This is a genomic window from Kurthia sibirica, from assembly GCF_003143975.1.
In the GTDB taxonomy this organism is placed as follows: Bacteria; Bacillota; Bacilli; order Bacillales_A; family Planococcaceae; genus Kurthia; species Kurthia sibirica.
In genome coordinates, this window is the sequence record NZ_QFVR01000004.1 from 76,808 (window position 1) to 96,328 (window position 19,521).

Sequence of the window (19,521 nt, forward strand, 5' to 3'; positions counted from 1 at the left end):
ATTCACCTCTTTATCTTTGATTATTGGTTAGTCAATACGGATGCGTGGATCGACAATACTCATGACAATATCGGAAATTAAACTTCCTAATAATGATAGGAATCCAAATAATAATACGAGCGCTGTAATTACAGAGTAATCACGCTGTCCGAGTGATTGAATGAATAGTTGTCCCATACCTGGATAACCAAAGATTGTTTCGATAAAGATGGATCCACCCAATAGACCAGTAATCGTAAAGCCGATAAATGCAGCAATCGGTAATAATGAGTTCCGGAAAATATGCTTCGAATAAATTTTTTGCATCGGTACGCCTTTTGAACGTGCCGTTTTTACGTAATCCTGTGTTTTAGAGTCAATTACTTCTGAACGTAAATACTGGATTACCGTTGTCGTACCTAAAATTGCAAAGGTAACGCCCGGCAATATTAAATGATAGATTTTATCTTTATAATACGCCCATGTGCCTGGGTCATATTTAACATCGACCGTACCACTTGTTGGGAACCAACCTAATGTGTAACCAAAGAAGAATAAGAATATAAGTCCCAAGACAAAGGTCGGAATCGCATAGCTTACAAAACTATAAAACACTGTAATTTTATCGAACCAAGAATTTTGGAAACGACCTGCGAATATTCCAAGTGGGATCGCAATTAAATACAGTAAGATAACACTAAATAATGCTAACCATAATGTATTTAGTGCACGTCCCCCAATTAAGGTTGCTACGCTATCTTTAAAGGCATAACTATCACCAAAATCACCTTGTAATGCATTGGTAATCCAGTTCCAATACTGTACATACCAAGGATCATAGAAGCCTGCTAATTGACGTAGTTCTTCTTTCTATTGGCATCAGTTTGCGGTGTAATCATTCCTGTAAATGGATCACCCGGCATTAATTTTGCTAACCAAAAGATTAATAAACTTAATACGAATAGCTGAGGAATCATGATTAATACACGTCTGACAATTGTTTTCCACATATTAATTTGCCTCCGTTTCTAATGCTGACATCGCGACTCTATGCGTAGAAGACAGATTTTTTAATCCAAGTACTTTACCCTCTGCATCAAAGAATTTTGGTGCTTCAACTCGATAAGCTGCTTCGACTGCTTGACGAACTTCTTTACGTTCTTTTCGTGTGCTTGGTTCAATATTCGGAATTGCTGATAATAAACGATTTGTATAAATATGTTGTGGATTTTCGTAAATATCTTGTTTCGTACCGGTTTCTACAAAACGCCCTTTATACATGATGGAAATATGATCGCACATATGGCGTACGACACCTAAATCATGTGAAATGAATAAATAGCTCAAACCAAATTCTGTTTGGATATCTTTCATAAAGTTCAATACCTGTGCTTGTACCGATAAATCCAAAGCGGAAACTGGTTCATCTGCAATAATCATCTTCGGGTTACATGCCACTGCACGTGCGATACCTAAACGTTGTTTTTGACCGCCTGAAAATTCATGTGGATACTTAAGTAACGCCTCCTCAGACATCCCGACAATCTCCAACAATTCGATAATACGTCTCTTTTCTTCATGAGGAGATAAATTCATAAAATTACGAATCGGTTCAGCTAATACTTCTTGAATCCGCTTGCGTGGATTCATCGCTGATGTAGAGTCTTGGAAGATCATTTGAATATCTTTATTAAAACTATTATTACGATTGCGACGTTGATTTGTAACATCTTTTCCTTCATATGTAATCGTACCGGATGTGATTTTTTCTAGTCCGATAATCGCTTTACCTGTCGTTGACTTACCAGAACCAGATTCACCTACAAGACCATACGTTTTACCTTTTTCGAATTCCATTGTTACGCCATCAACTGCGTAAACATGATCAACGACTGTATTAAAAAAGCCACCGCGAATTGGGTAATGGACATTTAAATCTTTAATTTGCATGAAGCTCATGATGCAATCCCCCTTCTTCATGTTCAAAATGGAAATCCTTCCAACAAGTACAACGAACTAAATGATCCTTCGCTATTTCATGTAGTTGTGGATGATCTTCATGTTTTGATTCATCAATCCATGGAATACGTGGTGCAAAGCGGCATCCTTTACGATCCATCTTCACTAATGAAGGGACCATACCTTTAATCACTTCTAAGCGGTCATTATCACTATCAATTTGTGGAATAGAGTTTAACAACGACCGAGTATATGGGTGCTTCGGTGAAGCGAATAATTCCTCTACTGATGCCAATTCAATAATTTGTCCTGCATACATAACAGCTACGCGATCAGCTACTTCTGCCACCACGCCTAAATCATGTGTTATTAAAATAATGCCAGCATTTGTTTCTTCTTGTAAATCACCCAATAAATCTAAAATCTGTGCTTGAATTGTGACATCCAAGGCAGTTGTCGGTTCATCTGCAATCATGATTTTGGGTTTGCACGCAATCGCGATGGCGATTACGACACGCTGTCTCATACCACCCGATAATTGGTGAGGATACTGCTTAGCGATTCGTTCAGGATTATGAATACCAACTTGGTTTAACAGCTCTAACACACGAACCTGACGTTCTTTCTCTGTTTTCTTTGTATGGTATTTTAACGTTTCAGCAATTTGATCACCAATGCGCATTAACGGGTTTAATGCTGCTAGTGGGTCTTGGAAAATAAAACCGATATCATTACCACGGATTTTATTGAAGTCATCATCCTTCATATTAGCTAAGTTCAAACCGTTATACAGAATTTCACCATCGACTTTCGTATTTCCTTCTTGATGAAGTCCAACGATTGAAGTGGCTAACGTACTTTTACCGCAGCCTGATTCGCCTACAATGGCCAATATTTCATTTTCTTTTAACGTTAGATTAATATCTTCGATTGCAGCAAAGTATTGATCTTTAATGCGAAAACTCGTATGTAAGTTTTTAATGGTCAGTAATTCTTTTGATGTATTCAAAATATTTCCCCTTCCCGCTCAAGCTAGAATATTCCGACTATTCTGTAGCTATTTATACATTTTATGCATAAATTACGAATACCGAAATAAATTGTTTTTAAAAAATATAGTCCTCTACTTTTGAACCATATCTTTGTGATCGCTAAATACTCACTATTTAAATATTTTTGTTATTTTTCTTAATATAACACAATTATTAAAATAATCTATCAATTTTGTGAATATTTTTTATTTTTTTTGTAATTAATAATTGAATTATACAAATTTTGTCGTCCGGTGAAAAAAGTATAGCATATTAATTTACAGTAAAAAATCTTTTTTTAAAATAAAAATAAAAATAACCCGCAAAAAATAGCTAATTTTGCGGGTTATCAAGCATTTATTGTTTATCGTAATTCAGCATTTACTGTTTCAGTTAAAGCAGCAAGTACTTTTTCATGTACTTCTACCACTTCAACATCCGTTAATGTTTTTTCTGCATCAAAATATTTCAACGTAAAGGCCAATGATTTTTTATCATCTGGCATATTACTACCTTCATATAAATCAAAAACTTGTACTGACTTCAATAATTTCCCACCAGCATTTTTAATAACCGTTTCAATTGTCCCTGCTTCAATTGTACGATCTACTACTAACGCAATATCACGTGACATAGATGGGAAGCGTGGTACTGGTGTGTAAATAAGTGCATCAAGTGGCACTGCTGTAATTGTGGCAAAATTGATTTCGGCTACATACGTATCTTTTAAACCCAATTCTTTTTGTTCTTTTGGGTGTAATTGACCGAAGAAACCAACTCGTTTTCCATCCAATAAGATGCTTGCTGTACGTCCTGGATGTAGCCCATCAACTACTGCTGCTTCATACGAAATATGTTCACTAAGTGCTAATTTTTCTAATAAGCTCTCAATTACACCTTTTAATACATAAAAATCGACTGATTTTTGTTCACCCTGCCATGCATGATCCACCCATTTCCCTGTCATGACAAGCGATAAATGCTCCTCTTGGTGTGGTAATCCATCTTCTTCAAGACCTAAAAACACAGAACCAATCTCATACATGGCTACAGATGGTGCTTGGCGTGAAACATTATACACTGTAGAATCGATTAGATGTGGCAATAAGCTTTGGCGTAACGTGCTATGATCTTCACTCATTGGCATAAGTAGACGAGTCGTATCAGCTGTTTCTAACGCATATTTTTGTGCTAACTCTTGTGAAGTTAAAGAATACGTTAAAGCTTGATATAAACCACTACCTTCAAGATGATGACGCGTTAGACGACGTTTTGCTTGATAAGGTGTTAGACCCCCAGCTGTTGTTTCTCCCATTGGTACCGTTTTAGGTATTTCATCATAACCATAAATACGCGCAATTTCTTCCACGATATCTTCTTCGATTTTAATATCTTGGCGACGTGTTGGTGCATCAATGATCAATAGACCATTCGCTGTTTCAACATGGAAGCGAAGGCGATTTAAAATAGTAACCATTTCGTTTAATGAAATTTTCATCCCGAGACGAGCATTGATAAAATCTGGGGATACGGCGATACGAGCAGGTTTTTTATCTAGCTCATCGAATAATACCGTCCCTTCCAATACTTCACCACCGGCAAGTTCTGCCATCATTTGAGCCGCACGTTCTGCTGCTGGTAAAATACGGTTTGGATCAATTCCTTTTTCAAAGCGCGCACTTGCATCACTGCGTAAACCTAAATCCTTCGATGTATAACGAACTGATAACCCATCAAAATAAGCCGATTCAATTACGACAGTTGTCGTGTCAGCAGTCACTTCCGAATCAAGACCACCCATTACACCAGCAACAGCTACTGGCACTTTACCGTTTGTAATTACAAGATTTGTTGCTTTTAAAGAGCGCTCTTTTTGATCTAGAGTCGTTATTTTCTCCCCTTCATGTGCAAGGCGTACAACAATTTCTCCCGTACCAAGTGCATCGTAATCAAACGCATGTAAGGGTTGGCCATACTCCATTAAAATATAGTTGGTAATATCGACGATGTTGTTATGTGGACGAACACCAACTGCCATTAATGCTTGCTGTAACCACAGTGGTGACTCACCCACTTTGACATTTTGTACAACTTTTGCTGCATACATCGGATTTTGTTGCGGTGCTTCAACGGATAATGTTAAAACATCTGCTGCTTTTTTCGCTATAGTAGGTGCAACCGCTTTTGGCAAGGTAATATCACGCTCTAAAATCGCTGCAACTTCATATGCCACACCTAACATGCTCATGGCATCTGAACGGTTTGGCGTAAGACCTAGTTCTAGTACGATATCATCAAGACCCAATACTTCAACTGGATCTGCACCAACTGGTGTTTCAGCTGGTAGTATATAAATACCGTCAGCATAGGCTTTTGGTACAAGCTTACCTTCAATACCTAGTTCTTGTAATGAGCAAATCATACCATGAGAAACTTCACCACGTAATTTTGCTTTTTTAATTTTCCCACCTGGTAAATGAGCCCCTGGACGTGCCACAATTACTTTTTGACCAACGGCAACATTTGGCGCGCCGCAGACAATTTGGGATAATTCTTCTTCTCCAAAATCAACTTGACAAATATTTAATTTATCAGCTTCTGGGTGTTTTGTTTTTTCTTTAATTTCACCGACCATTAATTTTTTAAGACCAGCTGATAAGTAGTCAATACCTTCAACCTCGATACCTGAACGAGTAATTTTTTCTGCTAAATCCTGTGGCTCGATGCCTGAAATATCAACATATTTAGACAACCATTTTAACGAAACATACATATTGAGTTCCTCCTAATCTTCTGCTCTATTAAATTGTTCCAAGAAACGAATATCATTAGTGTAGAAATGACGAATATCTTCTACGCCGAATTTCAGCATTGCGATACGTTCTGCACCCATACCAAATGCGAAGCCTGACACTTTTTTCGGATCATAGCCAGCCATTTCTAACACATTTGGGTGAACCATACCGGCACCTAAAATTTCAATCCAACCTGTTTTTTTACAAACATTACAGCCAGATCCGCCGCATTTGAAACATGAGATATCCATTTCTACTGATGGTTCAGTGAATGGGAAGTAACTTGGACGCAAACGAATCTCGCGTTCGTCACCAAACATTTTCTTCGCAAAAAGATCCAATGTTCCTTTTAAATCACTCATACGAATATTTTCACCCACGACTAAACCTTCAATTTGATTGAATTGATGGGAGTGTGTGGCATCATCGCTATCACGGCGGAATACTTTACCTGGACAGATAATTTTGATTGCTTCCCCTTTTTTTGCTTCCATCGTACGTGCTTGCACGGGAGAAGTATGCGTACGTAACAGCGTTTCTTCTGAAATATAAAAAGTATCTTGCATATCGCGCGCTGGGTGACCTTTTGGTAAATTCAACGCTTCAAAGTTATAGTAATCTTTTTCAACTTCAGGACCTTCTTCAATTTGATAGCCCATACCGATGAATAGATCTTCTACTTCTTCAATTACACGTGTTAATGGATGTGCATTTCCTACTTTAACTGGACGTCCTGGAAGCGTGATATCAATCGTTTCTTTCGCCAATTGTTCTTCAACTGCCTGTTCTTCTAAAGTGACCATACGTGCTTCTAAAACACCTTGTACTTCCGCACGTACTTCATTTACTAATGCACCCATTTTAGGACGTTCTTCGGCAGGTAATTTACCCATTCCTTTTAATAAATCTGTAATCGGGCCTTTTTTCCCTAGGTAAGCAACGCGTACATCATTCAGTGCTTTGACATTGTCAGCACTTTGAATTTTTGAGAGTACCTGTTCTTTTAGCTCATTTAATTGTTCTACCATTGCCATAACTCTATTCCTCCTTTAACAATTGTTTAGGTATATCTAAACATAAAAAAACCCCGCCCCAAAAAAGGGACGAGGATTAGTCGCGATACCACCCTAGTTATTGCTTATACCATTACGCATAAACAATCACTCGATTGAATTAACGGCTCAAATACCGGCAAACCTTTACAGCCTATTTGCTGGTCCCGGTTGCTGCTCATGGGGTGAACTTCTATCGTAAGTGGATGTTAGTAGCTTTCAGTCTATGGCATACTATCCCTTGGTCATCTTTACAATATACTTTTCCCGATCAACGCATTTTTTTGAAAAATTATATGTCATACATATATAGTATAAACAATATGAAGCAATACTTCAAGAGTTACTCAGCTGTTGCAAAGTGATACATTACAATGCCTGCAGCGACAGCAACATTTAGCGACTCCGAACGCCCTAAAATTGGAATGATGACGTTTTGTGTCGTTTGCTGAAGTATTTCTGGTGAAATACCATTTCCTTCATTGCCCATAATAATAGCGAATTGCTTTGTTTTTTCCACTTTATGAAATTCAACAGAGCTGGCGTCTAGTGCTGTACCATAAACCGCGATATTTCGTTCTTTTAATATCGGAATCCACTGCATTAAATCTGCTTTAATAACTGGTAAATGAAAAATAGACCCCTGTGTAGAACGAATGGTCTTCGGATTAAATACATCTGCCGAACCTTTACCTATAATAACAGCATCTAACCCTGCCGCATCTGCAGTACGAATCATCGTACCAAGATTGCCTGGATCCTGTACCGAGTCGATTAAGAGAAATTTTCCCCACGAGTCATTCACTTCGGTAATCGGTTGCTTACATTGTGCAAAAATCCCCTGTGTATGCTCTGTTTCAGCCAGTTCTGCTGCGATTGCAGCTGTTACTTCAATCATATAAATAGTATCGATATTCCAAGAAGAAGGTATTTCTACATTTTCACGAACGATTAAGTTAATAACTTCTGTGCCATTGAGAGCTTCTTCTACTAGATGAAAGCCCTCCACTAAAAATTCACCTGTTTTATCTCGTTCTTTGCGTGTTGTCGCAAGTTTTTTCCAATATTTCACGAGTGAATTACTTGATGATTCTATACGTTTCATGCTGTTACCGCCTTTTACATCGTAATTACGATTTTTCCAAACTGCTGATTTTTCCGAAGTCGCTCCATTGCTTGCTGCGCTTGTTCTATTGGGTACACACGGTCAATGACCGGCTTCATTTTATGTGTAGTGATATGTGCTAAACATGCTCTAAACTCTACTCTACACCCTAAAGTTGTACCGTATAATGTGTATTGACCATAAAAAAAGTCGCGTAAATTGAAACTTGTCACATCTGCAGTTGTTGCACCGAATGTAACTAGTTTACCACCCTTTTTCAAAACAGCCAATGACCGATTAAAAGTTGCTGCTCCAACACTATCAATTACTGTATCAATGACTTCATCTTGCAATCGTAGCGACCAATCATCCGCCGTATTGATCGCTAAATCAGCGCCAAGTTCTTTTGCTGCAGCTAATTTATCAGCTGAGCGAGATGTGACGATCACACGCGCACCTAAGTTTTTAGCAAATTGGATGATGAAAGTAGCTACACCACTACTTGCACCAGGTATAAACAGTGTTTCACCTGCTTGAATAGCTGCTTTTGTCACAAGTGCTCGATACCCGGTCAAAGGTGCGATACCTAAGGTAGCTGCTTCTTCAAAGGTTAAATATGCCGGTTTGGGCTCTATTTGCTCTACAGAAATCGCAATTTTCTCAGCAAAAGTACCATCATCTGGTAAGCTTACTATATCAAAATCAGCTGGGGGAACTACTGATTGCTCATACCATCGCAAAGATGGATTAATAATCACTTCATCTCCTATTTTAAAATTCTTCACACCTTCTCCAAGCGCCTCGATTATACCTGCTCCATCAGAACCAAGTATGACAGCTGACGCTTTGTCGCCTAAACGCTTTGGTGTATACAAATCTCTTCTATTTAAACTTGCTGCTTTCAACTTCACAACAACCTGTCCTGCTGTTGCACTTGGTTCTGGTCTGTCAGCAATTTTTAATTGTCCATTTTCAAAAAATACTGCTTTCATAGCCTGTCACTTCCTTCATTATTTAATTGATTGTAGCATATTATTTCATTATTCAAATAAATCAAGTGTTTTTCATGATGCAAGACACGCTGATATTAAAAAACCGAGTGCATCATTTTATGGATTCTTCTTATAAATTAAAAAAGCAACCTCAGAGAAAGCCTCATAAGATTGCGATCATATATTTTTGAAAGTGACATTTCAGTTACTAACACCAGGAATTCTATACAATTATGAGTCCACACTACCAGCTCAAAAAGTGTATTCAATCCACTTGCTTAATCGTAAGAAGAGGCTAGGATATAAGTATAAAAACACCGCTATACCTGAGCAATAAAAAAGGTAGATGACGTGTTTTGTTCCAACCTCTACTATTTATAAACGTTACCTTAATCTGCTAATACAGATACTAAAACGGCTTTTTGAGCATGTAGACGATTTTCTGCTTGTTGGAAAATATACGAGTTTTCGCCATCAATTACAGCAGTAGCTACTTCTTCTTCACGGTGAGCAGGTAAACAATGCAAGAACATATAATCAGGTTTTGCGATAGCTACTAGTTCCTCCGAAATTTGGAATCCTGCGAAATCCTGTAAACGCTTAGTTGATTCCTCTTCTTGCCCCATAGATGTCCAGACGTCTGTGTAAATAACATCCGCATCTTTTGCCGCTTCAAATGGATTATTTGTAAAAGTAACTGTACTTCCATTTGTCGCTGCAATTTCAGCAGCTTTTTTCATAACATCTCCTGATGGTTCATAGTCTTGTGGCGTTGCAACAACAACATCCATTCCGACATGTGCCGCTGCTATGACTAAAGAGTGTGCGACATTATTACCATCACCAATATAAGCTAATTTTAGCCCTTTAAAATCTTTTTTCACCTCAGCAATTGTTTCTAAATCCGCTAATGCTTGACAAGGATGGGCAAGATCAGTTAAACCGTTGATTACTGGAATAGACGCATGGGCAGCCAACTCTTTCACCATTGCGTGCGAATTTGCGCGAATCATAATACCATCGACGTAGCCAGACATGACATGAGCGGTATCATGAACAGATTCACCGCGACCAATTTGTAAGTCACGTGCATTCATGAACATTCCTTCACCACCAAGTTGATGCATTCCTACTTCAAAAGAAATTCGTGTACGTGTCGAATTTTTTTCAAAAATCATCGCTAATGTTTTCCCTTCAAGTAATTTTGGACATTTCCCTGCTTTCGTAATTGTTTTTAATTGAATTGCTAGTTCCACTAATTGTTGAACTTCTTTACTTGTATAATGTGATAATGATAATAAATCCTTCCCTTTTAAGCTATCGACAATTTTAAGTTGTACCTCTTCTAATAATTTCATTTATATCATTCCTTTTCGATTATCTAATAACTTCATTATAATATTGTATATTTATTCTGTCAAATGTATTTTTATGTTTTTAAATATGATTAAAAACCAATTATATATGCACCACTAAATATTTCTATTCATTTAATATAAATTTTAGATAATTCAAAAACAGCCTATTCGTGAAATACTTACGAATAGGCTGCTACTTATTTTATTGATTTCCTGGTACATCCTCTAATGACCAACGTACTTCTGTAGAATAATCTCCTGCTTCAGAATTTGCAGTCATTTCTAAATTCAACCCTTTTTTATCATCAATCCATTTTTCAGAAATATTAAATGAACCTTTCTCTGCTACATCTTTTTCATATACTGTATACGCATCAGTAGTAGACAACGTAGCCTCATTGTAATATACCGCGTCTTTGATTACTTTATTTGTTGTATCATTTGTTAGCTCTTGATCAAGCATTGCCGTAACTCTCCATGATTGACCTGTTGTTCTTGTATCTTCAATTACTAAATCTTTATCTTTATCTGCAATATAATATTTTTGATTTGTTAATGATATGAGCTGCTCACCAAATGAAATATCTTTTGGTGCCGATGATATTTTCAACTCACCTGTATAAAGTTGCACATTAAATTTCACACTATTTGATTTTGCGTCGTCGCCATCAATTGCATAATAGGAAATTGTGTGTGGTTTTTCATCTGCTAAGAGTTTTGTCATCTCCGCTTTTGTAAATTCTTTTGACCATTTTATTTTATCATTACTTTCATCAAAAGTTTTTACTTTTGTCGGTGCTTCATCATCCACTTGCGCATATACTGTCACTGTTTCACTATCATTATCAAAAACAGTACCTTCTGTCATAAACGAATTTCCTTCTTCAACTGGATCATAGTTATACAGTTCACCATCTTGAACAGGTTTCGTTAACTCCATTACAGGCGCAATATTTGGATGTCTCACAACAGTAACTTTCGTTGCAGCTTTAAAAGTAGCATCACGATAAGTCATAGTCGTAGCTGGGTTACTATTCCCTACTGCATTATTTGTGGCTGGATGATCTGTTAAACCTTCAGCTAACCCTGCATGATCACGTAGGAAAATTTGTAAAACGTCTTCTTTCTTGATAGAACCTTCTGGAAGTTGGATTTTCCAGTCTCCTTGTGCATCTACTGTCGTATTTGCCTCAGGGAAAGCAACACCATTTTTTGTCATTGTGACATCACTATTTGCTTCACCAGTACCTTTTATCACTGTTGTATCTGGGTATATTGGTGACGTTTGTACTTTTGCTGGTTCTGGTGGTGTAATATCGATTACTTTAAATTCTGCATTTTCTTCTTGTGCTATATCCCCTTTATGTGCCTTACCTGTAACAAATTCATTTCCTTTATTAAATTTATCATTTTTAACTGTTACATAGCCATCGTTTTCTGTTGGCGTTTTTGTTGTTACACCATATGTGTCTTCAATTTCTGCAATCGCTTGTCCAGCACCTGCATAAACGGGTACATAATTTGTATTCCCTTCATCATCTATCCCTATTTCATCCGGAGCATAGCCTAAAATAATGCGACCATAGATTGATTTGTCTGCATCCGTAATCGGTTTGAATGATAATTCGGGTATTTGATTTAAACCTGAGATTCTACGCACTTTATTCGTTGGGAAGTATTGTGTAATTCCAGAATTACTTGATGACATTACCCCACCAGCTTTTTGTGTTAAATAATCGACTTGTGCACCATAATAAATGGATGGTCCAGTCACTGGATCTACTAATCTCCAGATATCAAGATCAGAATTTTTAATAGTGAATTCTTCAAAATTAGTGACAGCCACACTACTGTTGGCTGACGTAGTACTAGCACTATAATTTCGCAAGTCAATATTTTCAGGTGAATCAATAATGACGGATGTACGTCTCCCATCCGCTGTACTCGCATTAAATAATGGACTATTTGTGGCACCAATCACATATAAATTACTATTTGGTCCTACATAAAACTGTGATTTTTCAGCAGCATTTTGACCGGAATTGAAATGGATAGGTGAATTACCATTTCTAGTTGATGTTAAATTAATCGTATTATTACCATCCGCTATAAAACTACTATTATAGTAATCTGATCTAAATGCATTACCTGGCATTGTGCCATTAAATGTTGCGCCTTCTTCTAAATGCACTTTTTTATAGTATGCAAAAACGACGGGATAAGCTGTTCCTGTTCCTGGCATTTTAAAATTAGCTTTGGCATTTTTCCCTACGACAAAATCATGTGTTCCAGCACTTGTACTATTCATACCCGATTGTCCATACCAAAAAAATGATCTATTATCACTTGAATCTTGTTTTATAGCTACTACATTCGCATTATCTTCTATTTTCACGCCATCAATTACAGCCATCTCACTTGCTGTTTTCCAGTGTATATTACCAGCTAAATTTAGTTGCGCACCGGAAACAGATGCAATTCTTGTTTGATTATTTTCATTACTTTTAACATCTGTAAAATTGATTGTCCATCCAGAATTTGCGACATTGGCATCTCCAGAAGCTACAACTCCTCTAACTCTACTCGTTGTTGCAGACAACTCTTCAATATTTCGAATATCAAAAGTTGCTGTTGCACTTTGCGTCACACCAAAATAGCGAGTGCCTAGATTTAATTTATGACCTTGGCCATCAATTGTAAAATCAGTTGTTCTGTTTGTTATTAAAGCTGCATTTCCAGTATTAGCCAGATCATTTGCTAAAATAACGCCTTTATTTGTTGGTTCTTTATAGGCCGCTACTAATTCAGCAAATGTTGTAATTATTGTCAATTCATCCGCATTTGCTGCTTTTGTCATCTTTGTTGTCTTTTGATTTGTTGCTCTATTTTCCACTTTCTTTTTATCATTTTTATCTGTTTCAATATTTATTTTTTCTTTATTATTCACGACTTCATTGTCTTTTGTATTCATTTGCGCTTTTTCATCTGTCTCAATATCTGTTTCCACTTTTTTATCCACAACTTCATTGTCCTTCAGATCCATTTGCGCCTTTTCATCTGTTTCAACATTAGTTGTTTCCTCAGCCTTCACAAATTGACTATTTGAAAATGGAATCGAAAGATTCATTATTAATAATGTACTCAAAAATAGCATGAACGTCTTTTTCATCTTTTTCATTCCTCTCAACATTTTCTTCATTTATTTTAGTTATTGCAACGGTTGTTTTACTTTATAGTTATATATTACATTGTTTTCTGTCCTTTAAAGTGTCATGAATTCCCCTCGAAAAGGTATTTATTGAAATAGGTACTGTATATTAGTCAACTATCTATTTTTCAAAAGAAAAAAGACTGGGCCATATAGATGTGACTTGTGCGGAACTAGCCCAAACTGAATATCCATTTTTTTCAGATTACACGTCAAAAATCAAATGAAGTTGTGCCGAGAAAAACGGCTCTGTGTCAAATGTTGGGGTGAATGAAATTGGATTTTCAATTTCATTCACCTTTTTCATTTAGCCCAGATGTAAACCAACTTCTTTATACTTTAATATTAGTAAGATTTTCGCTCTAAATCGATCAAATCGTTTATAATCATATGCATGTCGTTTCATTGATTCATATCCATTACAACGATTTCTACTTGATTACCGAACCTTTGCAAGTACTGGTTCTTTTTTGTATGCGATCATCATGTACTTTCGAAGTAATGGACTGACAAGCTGGACAAATAGGTGAACGCTTCGGCATTTCTATAAAAAGAGCAGACTTGCCCTCGACTTCTTCAACTTTTGTGATTAAAAGAAATGGCGAGGACTCCTGCCGAAAAACAGCATTCACAAAAAAAGCAGGCAGTCATGAATTAAATTCATGACTGCCTGCTTTTTTGTGAGTGGGTTTTATTCCAGACTCTTCTTACGATTAATCAAACGTAATTTTTTCAACTACATGTTGATCTAATTTTTTAATTACCTCTATTATAAGTTTTACTGTATTTTCAAAATCATCACGATGTAATATGCCTGCATTCGTATGAATATAACGTGTGGCAATACCAATTGATAACGCCGGTACACCATTTGCTGTGATGTGAATGGAACCTGCATCTGTTCCGCCACCTGGAATTGCTTCGTATTGATACGGTATATTATTTTCTTCCGCTGTTTGCACAACAAAATCACGCAATACTTTATGACCTACCATCGAACCATCATAAATAATAATTTGTGGGCCATCACCCATTTTAGAAGCTGCTTCACTTGGAGAAATACCAGGTGTGTCGCCTGCAATCCCAACATCAACTGCAAAACCAATATTCGGTTGAATCATATGTGTCGCTGTTTTTGAACCACGTAATCCTACTTCTTCTTGAACTACACCACAGCCGTAGACGATATTAGGGTGTTTTTGATCTTTTAAACCTTTCATAACATCTATGGCAATTGCACAACCAATACGGTTATCCCATGCTTTTGCTAATAGATATTTATCATTCTTCATGACTGTAAATTCAAAATAAGGTGTAATCATATTACCTGGTAAGATTCCCCAAGACAAAGCTTCTTCTTTTGAAGTTGCCCCAATATCAATAAACATATTTTTAATCTCAAAAGCTTTTGATCGTTGCTCTGGAGCTAAAATATGTGGTGGTTTTGAACCGATGACACCAACAATTTTTTCTCCTTTAGTCGTTTCAACTTGTACACGTTGCGCAAGCATAACCTGTGACCACCAACCGCCAACTGTTTGGAATTTAATAAAGCCTTGATCATCAATTTGAGTAACCATAAAGCCTACTTCATCCAAATGTCCAGCAATCATAATTTTTGGTCCATTCGCATCTCCAACTTTTTTAGCAATCAATGAGCCTAAACCATCTGTTTCAATTGTATCTGCGTAAGGTGAGATATATTTTCTCATTACGTCACGTGCTTCTTTTTCATTTCCTGCGATAGCGCATGCATCTGTTAATTCTTTTAGCATAGATAAAGTTGGATCTAATTGTGTCATCATCATTCTCCTCATCATCTTTTATACATTAAGTATACTACAGAAATTAGTACCCTGAACGCTGGCGGTCATAATTTTTTTCGTTTTTCGAAATATACGCATCCATAATATTTTGTGCATCAAAATTCAATGCTTTTGCAATTGCCCCATAGCATAACCAAATTTCATTATAATGAGCTCTCGTCACATCATTTGAAAAAACAATAATTGCTTGCTGTGTTTGTAAAAACAACTCCGTTAAGGACTCTTCACGTTGATCCTCTGGCCATTCTTTTAAATCATTAAAACCTTTCATAATACCTAAGGATAAAAGAAAATGTATGGAATCGACAAACTCTTCTAAAATAACAGCATCTGCTGATGGTCCCTTTGTACTCCAAAATTTAAAACAGCGTGTTTCATTTGCAAGCTCACCTAATTCAACTAATAGCGCTAATGTTTTTTCTCTAAATACATCCTGTGTAATATTTTGTGTCTTCATGATAAAATCATCTAATTCTTTTTGCATATCAAATATTTTTTCTATATTCATTTTAATCATCCTTTCAGCTAGCCCTCAATATCGTACCTAAAATAGCGATAGATTTCCAGTCTTTATAAGCATATAACAAATGATACTTACGCCATCGATGATCATTAATAATAAAAAACCAATTTTGAATGACCAACGCTTTGTTTTATGGCGAAAATACACCATACCACAAAAAGAACCTGTCGCACCGCCGAGTAATGCAAGTAACCATAGTGATTTCTCTGGAATACGCCATTCGTTCTTTTTCGCCCTTTTTTTATCGACACCTATTTGAATAAATGCAAAAAGTGACAAAATCAGCATATACGTTATAACAATCATTTTAACCTCCAAAAAAAGCTTCAAGGGTTAGCCCTTGAAGCCTCACAATTATTTTTTCTGAACAAGTGTTTTATTTGCAGTAATATAGTTGCCATCTGACAATTTCAAACGGGGTGTCCCTGCTTTTGACCAACGAATACCTTCAACAGTAATCGTTTTATTTTTCGCGTATGAAACACCTGTGCGTTTTGTAAATTCAACACCCGTATAGACATTTACTTTCCCGATTGTTTTAATCACTTTAGGGTTGATGTAAATATAGTTTAGCACACCATTAATCACAGGACGATTATTGGCAATATTGGCACTTAAATACGTTCCCGAAACTGTTTTAAGTCTTGGTGTACCTCCCGCTGTATAATCAATGTCTGCAATGGTGAAAACCGTATTTTTCGCTGCGGTTGCTACTTTGTTTGCTGCCACAAAATCAACTTTATTGTATGCATTTTGTGCAACTTTTGTTACTACTTTCTTTGGTACAACAGTTAGATAATCTTCTATATTACTACGTGTTTTGACAACGTATTTTTTATTTGCTGTTACATAATTACCATTTTTCAGTTTCAAACGTGATGTACCTGATGCTGTTTTTTCAATATCTGCAATTTCTAAAACTGTATTTTTCGCAACTTTTCGTATTGTTGTTGCTGCGTTAAATGTTACTGATTTATATTCAGTAACAATTTGCTTCGTAGCGACTGTAGAAGGGTTTGTCTCGAAAAAATCATCCTTGATTGGATCTGGTTTTGGATCTGGTTTCGGATCTGGATCTGGTTCTGGTTCTGGTTTTGGCGCGGTAGGGTTCATAAAATACGACAGTGCTATGCCATTTAACTTATTTAAATCCACATATGTCGAAATACCGTTTACTTTACCTTGATCCGTAAATTGCCAAAGTTGATGTTTATATATTGGTTTCGTCGAACCATAGCGTGGAATCCATACAAAATCAGCTTTCGACATATCTAAATTATATGAAGTATAAAGGTGATTTGCTATGTATATTCCAATTTTTTTATTTGTTAATTTTCTTAATTCAGCGACGTATGAGTTAACGATTGCCTTCATTGCTGCAGTGTTTTTCCCAGTTGTTTCTTCCACATCAATAACATAGAAGTTAGCATTTTTATTGGCGCGCTTATAAAAATCACGTGCTTCTACTTTGGCATCTGCTTCATCTGTTGCAAGATGATAGGCATATACACCAAATGGTACGCCATATTTTATTGCGCCCGCTTCATATTCCTTATGCTTGCGATCTTCTAGCTGACTCCCATACTGCGTACGGATAATTGCTAAATCAATCACTTTTGATGCTTTACTCCAATCAATCGTTCCTTGGTGATGTGAAATATCCACAATAACTGGATTACTTACACTAGATGCTCTTAATTTGTTATTTGTACTCGTTGTGTCCGTAACATACGGTGTGCCTTCCCAATATGTTTTGCTATCCGGATTCGCAGGTGCTAGTTCTTCTGTATCATCTAATGTATCAGCAGCTTTTGCACTAGCGACATGAACACCTAACATGCATAATAATACGAAACTTGCAGTTAGACTCCATTTAATTAATGTTTTCATCGTCCTAGTCTCCTTCATAATAGTCGCCAATCGCATAACCCTTTTTTTCATATTCCTTCATCAATTGACTATATTAAGGATAACAAATAACTACTACCTTATGTGACATTTTTTGCATCATTTTGTTTTCAAATATTAAATTATTATTACATTTTACATTTAAGTGTAATATTTGAACTATAAATAACTAGTAAGTATTTTTTACTATACGAAAAAAGGTTGAACTAGTATAAAATAGTCCAACCTTATAAATTATTCTTGCTCATACCAAGGTATTTTTTTGAAAAGTGTTTTTTTTGTTGAAATATAATTACCATTTGCTAATTGAAAACGTGGATAACCTAATTTATTGAATACGACACCTGTAATTATCAGATTTGTACCTATTGGTACCGCTATTTTATCTGTAGCTGTCCCAAAAATTGTATCGGTATACTCGTAAATATCTTTAACTGTTTGCAAATTACCTTCCTCTTCTAAGTAATAATTCTCAATGGTCTGTGGTGCTTCAATTACCAACGCTCGATCCGCTGTAATAAAGCGACCATTTAAAATTTGAAAACGTATTTCACCTTTGCCACTATATGCGACACGCGAGACATTTAAAATTGTATATTTTGGGATGAATTTACCTATTGATTGTGAAGTATAACTTGCTGATGTATATGATTTTAAATCTGTCAGCGTAATAATTTGTTTTACTCGATCTTCCGCTGTATAAAAATTAGTATATGTCGCAGCGGATGTCTTTAATACATACTCTTTGCTAGCTGTTATAAATTTACCACTCGTTAATTCTAAATGTGGAATACCAGCTGATGATTTCGTGATTTTTTTAATTTTCACTACTTTCCCGGCTTTATAACTACTCTTTTTTTGCCCTTTATTAAAATCTTTTTTTGTATAGACATTAACCTTTTTCTTTAAAATAACATACTTAGGATTATCTAAATAATATTTTTTAGTGGAGGGCGCTGGTTTATTAGATACTTGACTTAATTTATTCGTGAAAAATTCTAACTTCACACCATTTGCCAAATAATTTAAATCGACATTGCCTTTAATACCTGGTACAGAACCTCGACTTGTATACTGCCATAAATCATGTTTATGAACTGGTGCAGTCGAACTATAGCGAGGAATCCAGACAAAATCAAAATCTGATGTCTTTAGATTAAATGAAGAATAAAGATGATTGGCCACATATAGACCTACTTTTTTATTCGTCAATTTTCGCATTTCATTTTCATAGGCTTCGATTACTGAGCGCATTGAATAACCATTCTTATTTGTTTTCACTTCAACATCTAAGACATAGAATTGTGTATTTTTACCTGCTCGACTATAAAATTTACGTGCCTCTATTCTTGCCTGTGCCGGTGTTCCAGCTCTTACAAAAGAATACACACCATATGGTAAATTGTATTTGTTTGCATTTGTTTCATAGTTCTTATGCATATAGTCTTCTGTATTTATACCATCTTGTGTTCGGATAATTACTAAATCTAAGGCTTTTCCTGCTTTTGACCAATCAATATCTCCCTGCCATTTCGAAATATCGGCAATTAGCGGATTATTCACTGACATTGGAACGAGCATAGGTTTGATATTTAATGGATATTCCCATGGTACTGTACTTTCTGGTTTTGCTGAATGATCTTGTGCTGATGCTGTCATTGTAAAACCAACTGTCAATAAACATGCGACAATTAGTGACAACACTAGATTTTGTTTCTTCATTCTGTCAATCCCTTCCATCTTTTTTAGGTTTAGTAAAAATCAGTCTATACTCTACTACACTAA

General features: G+C 36.1%; 13 protein-coding genes, 1 pseudogene and 1 other annotated feature. All 14 genes and pseudogenes read right to left on the bottom strand.

The window, feature by feature from the left end; translation table 11 throughout:
• Nucleotides 1-27 precede the first annotated feature (27 nt).
• Nucleotides 28-989, bottom strand: a pseudogene (opp4B, locus tag DEX24_RS04315) (oligopeptide ABC transporter permease).
• Nucleotide 990: 1 nt separating this feature from the next.
• Nucleotides 991-1,938 (bottom strand): ATP-binding cassette domain-containing protein, encoded by a 948-nt coding sequence (locus tag DEX24_RS04320; RefSeq protein WP_109305179.1) that lies wholly within the window; start codon nucleotides 1,936-1,938, stop codon nucleotides 991-993.
• Nucleotides 1,919-2,947 (bottom strand): ABC transporter ATP-binding protein, encoded by a 1,029-nt coding sequence (locus DEX24_RS04325; RefSeq protein ID WP_109305180.1) that lies wholly within the window; start codon nucleotides 2,945-2,947, stop codon nucleotides 1,919-1,921. Before DEX24_RS04325 ends, DEX24_RS04320 begins: the two co-directional genes overlap by 20 nt.
• Before the next feature lie 386 nt (nucleotides 2,948-3,333).
• Entirely contained in the window at nucleotides 3,334-5,742 is a 2,409-nt protein-coding gene (gene pheT, locus DEX24_RS04330) for a phenylalanine--tRNA ligase subunit beta (protein WP_109305181.1), read from the bottom strand.
• Between the two features lie 12 nt (nucleotides 5,743-5,754).
• Complete coding sequence (pheS, locus tag DEX24_RS04335; RefSeq protein ID WP_109305305.1) at nucleotides 5,755-6,792, bottom strand: phenylalanine--tRNA ligase subunit alpha; 1,038 nt, start codon at nucleotides 6,790-6,792, stop codon at nucleotides 5,755-5,757.
• Between the two features lie 68 nt (nucleotides 6,793-6,860).
• Nucleotides 6,861-7,100, bottom strand: a binding site (T-box leader).
• Nucleotides 7,101-7,159: 59 nt separating this feature from the next.
• The gene (locus DEX24_RS04340; RefSeq protein WP_109305182.1) at nucleotides 7,160-7,921 is read right to left on the bottom strand and encodes a TrmH family RNA methyltransferase; all 762 of its coding nucleotides are present in this window, start codon (nucleotides 7,919-7,921) and stop codon (nucleotides 7,160-7,162) included.
• Between the two features lie 14 nt (nucleotides 7,922-7,935).
• Nucleotides 7,936-8,913 carry a zinc-binding dehydrogenase gene (locus tag DEX24_RS04345; RefSeq protein ID WP_109305183.1) on the bottom strand — a complete coding sequence of 326 codons (978 nt, stop codon included), beginning with the start codon at nucleotides 8,911-8,913 and terminating at the stop codon, nucleotides 7,936-7,938.
• 389 nt (nucleotides 8,914-9,302) lie between these two features.
• Nucleotides 9,303-10,271: an ornithine carbamoyltransferase gene (gene argF, locus DEX24_RS04350; RefSeq protein WP_109305184.1), complete on the bottom strand. Its 969-nt coding sequence runs from the start codon at nucleotides 10,269-10,271 to the stop codon at nucleotides 9,303-9,305.
• A 202-nt stretch (nucleotides 10,272-10,473) separates the two neighbouring features.
• Complete coding sequence (locus DEX24_RS04355; RefSeq protein WP_109305185.1) at nucleotides 10,474-13,440, bottom strand: pectate lyase-like adhesive domain-containing protein; 2,967 nt, start codon at nucleotides 13,438-13,440, stop codon at nucleotides 10,474-10,476.
• A 752-nt stretch (nucleotides 13,441-14,192) separates the two neighbouring features.
• Nucleotides 14,193-15,281, bottom strand: coding sequence for a M42 family metallopeptidase (locus tag DEX24_RS04360; protein ID WP_109305186.1), 1,089 nt, complete (start codon nucleotides 15,279-15,281; stop codon nucleotides 14,193-14,195).
• 46 nt (nucleotides 15,282-15,327) lie between these two features.
• Nucleotides 15,328-15,813 (bottom strand): dUTP diphosphatase, encoded by a 486-nt coding sequence (locus tag DEX24_RS04365; protein WP_109305187.1) that lies wholly within the window; start codon nucleotides 15,811-15,813, stop codon nucleotides 15,328-15,330.
• 36 nt (nucleotides 15,814-15,849) lie between these two features.
• Nucleotides 15,850-16,134 (bottom strand): DUF1294 domain-containing protein, encoded by a 285-nt coding sequence (locus tag DEX24_RS04370; protein WP_109305188.1) that lies wholly within the window; start codon nucleotides 16,132-16,134, stop codon nucleotides 15,850-15,852.
• Between the two features lie 48 nt (nucleotides 16,135-16,182).
• Nucleotides 16,183-17,718, bottom strand: coding sequence for a DUF5776 domain-containing protein (locus DEX24_RS04375; protein ID WP_170112841.1), 1,536 nt, complete (start codon nucleotides 17,716-17,718; stop codon nucleotides 16,183-16,185).
• A 252-nt stretch (nucleotides 17,719-17,970) separates the two neighbouring features.
• On the bottom strand, nucleotides 17,971-19,458 hold the full coding sequence (locus tag DEX24_RS04380; RefSeq protein WP_170112842.1) for a DUF5776 domain-containing protein: 1,488 nt from the start codon (nucleotides 19,456-19,458) through the stop codon (nucleotides 17,971-17,973).
• Nucleotides 19,459-19,521: the final 63 nt, after the last annotated feature.

Coding starts and splice junctions, on each gene's coding strand:
- DEX24_RS04320 (WP_109305179.1), bottom strand. CDS start 1,938: ATGAGCTTCATGCAAATTAAAGATTTAAATGTCCATTACCCAATTCGC.
- pheT (WP_109305181.1), bottom strand. CDS start 5,742: ATGTATGTTTCGTTAAAATGGTTGTCTAAATATGTTGATATTTCAGGC.
- pheS (WP_109305305.1), bottom strand. CDS start 6,792: ATGGTAGAACAATTAAATGAGCTAAAAGAACAGGTACTCTCAAAAATT.
- DEX24_RS04340 (WP_109305182.1), bottom strand. CDS start 7,921: ATGAAACGTATAGAATCATCAAGTAATTCACTCGTGAAATATTGGAAA.
- DEX24_RS04345 (WP_109305183.1), bottom strand. CDS start 8,913: ATGAAAGCAGTATTTTTTGAAAATGGACAATTAAAAATTGCTGACAGA.
- argF (WP_109305184.1), bottom strand. CDS start 10,271: ATGAAATTATTAGAAGAGGTACAACTTAAAATTGTCGATAGCTTAAAA.
- DEX24_RS04355 (WP_109305185.1), bottom strand. CDS start 13,440: ATGAAAAAGACGTTCATGCTATTTTTGAGTACATTATTAATAATGAAT.
- DEX24_RS04360 (WP_109305186.1), bottom strand. CDS start 15,281: ATGACACAATTAGATCCAACTTTATCTATGCTAAAAGAATTAACAGAT.
- DEX24_RS04365 (WP_109305187.1), bottom strand. CDS start 15,813: ATGAATATAGAAAAAATATTTGATATGCAAAAAGAATTAGATGATTTT.
- DEX24_RS04370 (WP_109305188.1), bottom strand. CDS start 16,134: ATGATTGTTATAACGTATATGCTGATTTTGTCACTTTTTGCATTTATT.
- DEX24_RS04375 (WP_170112841.1), bottom strand. CDS start 17,718: ATGAAAACATTAATTAAATGGAGTCTAACTGCAAGTTTCGTATTATTA.
- DEX24_RS04380 (WP_170112842.1), bottom strand. CDS start 19,458: ATGAAGAAACAAAATCTAGTGTTGTCACTAATTGTCGCATGTTTATTG.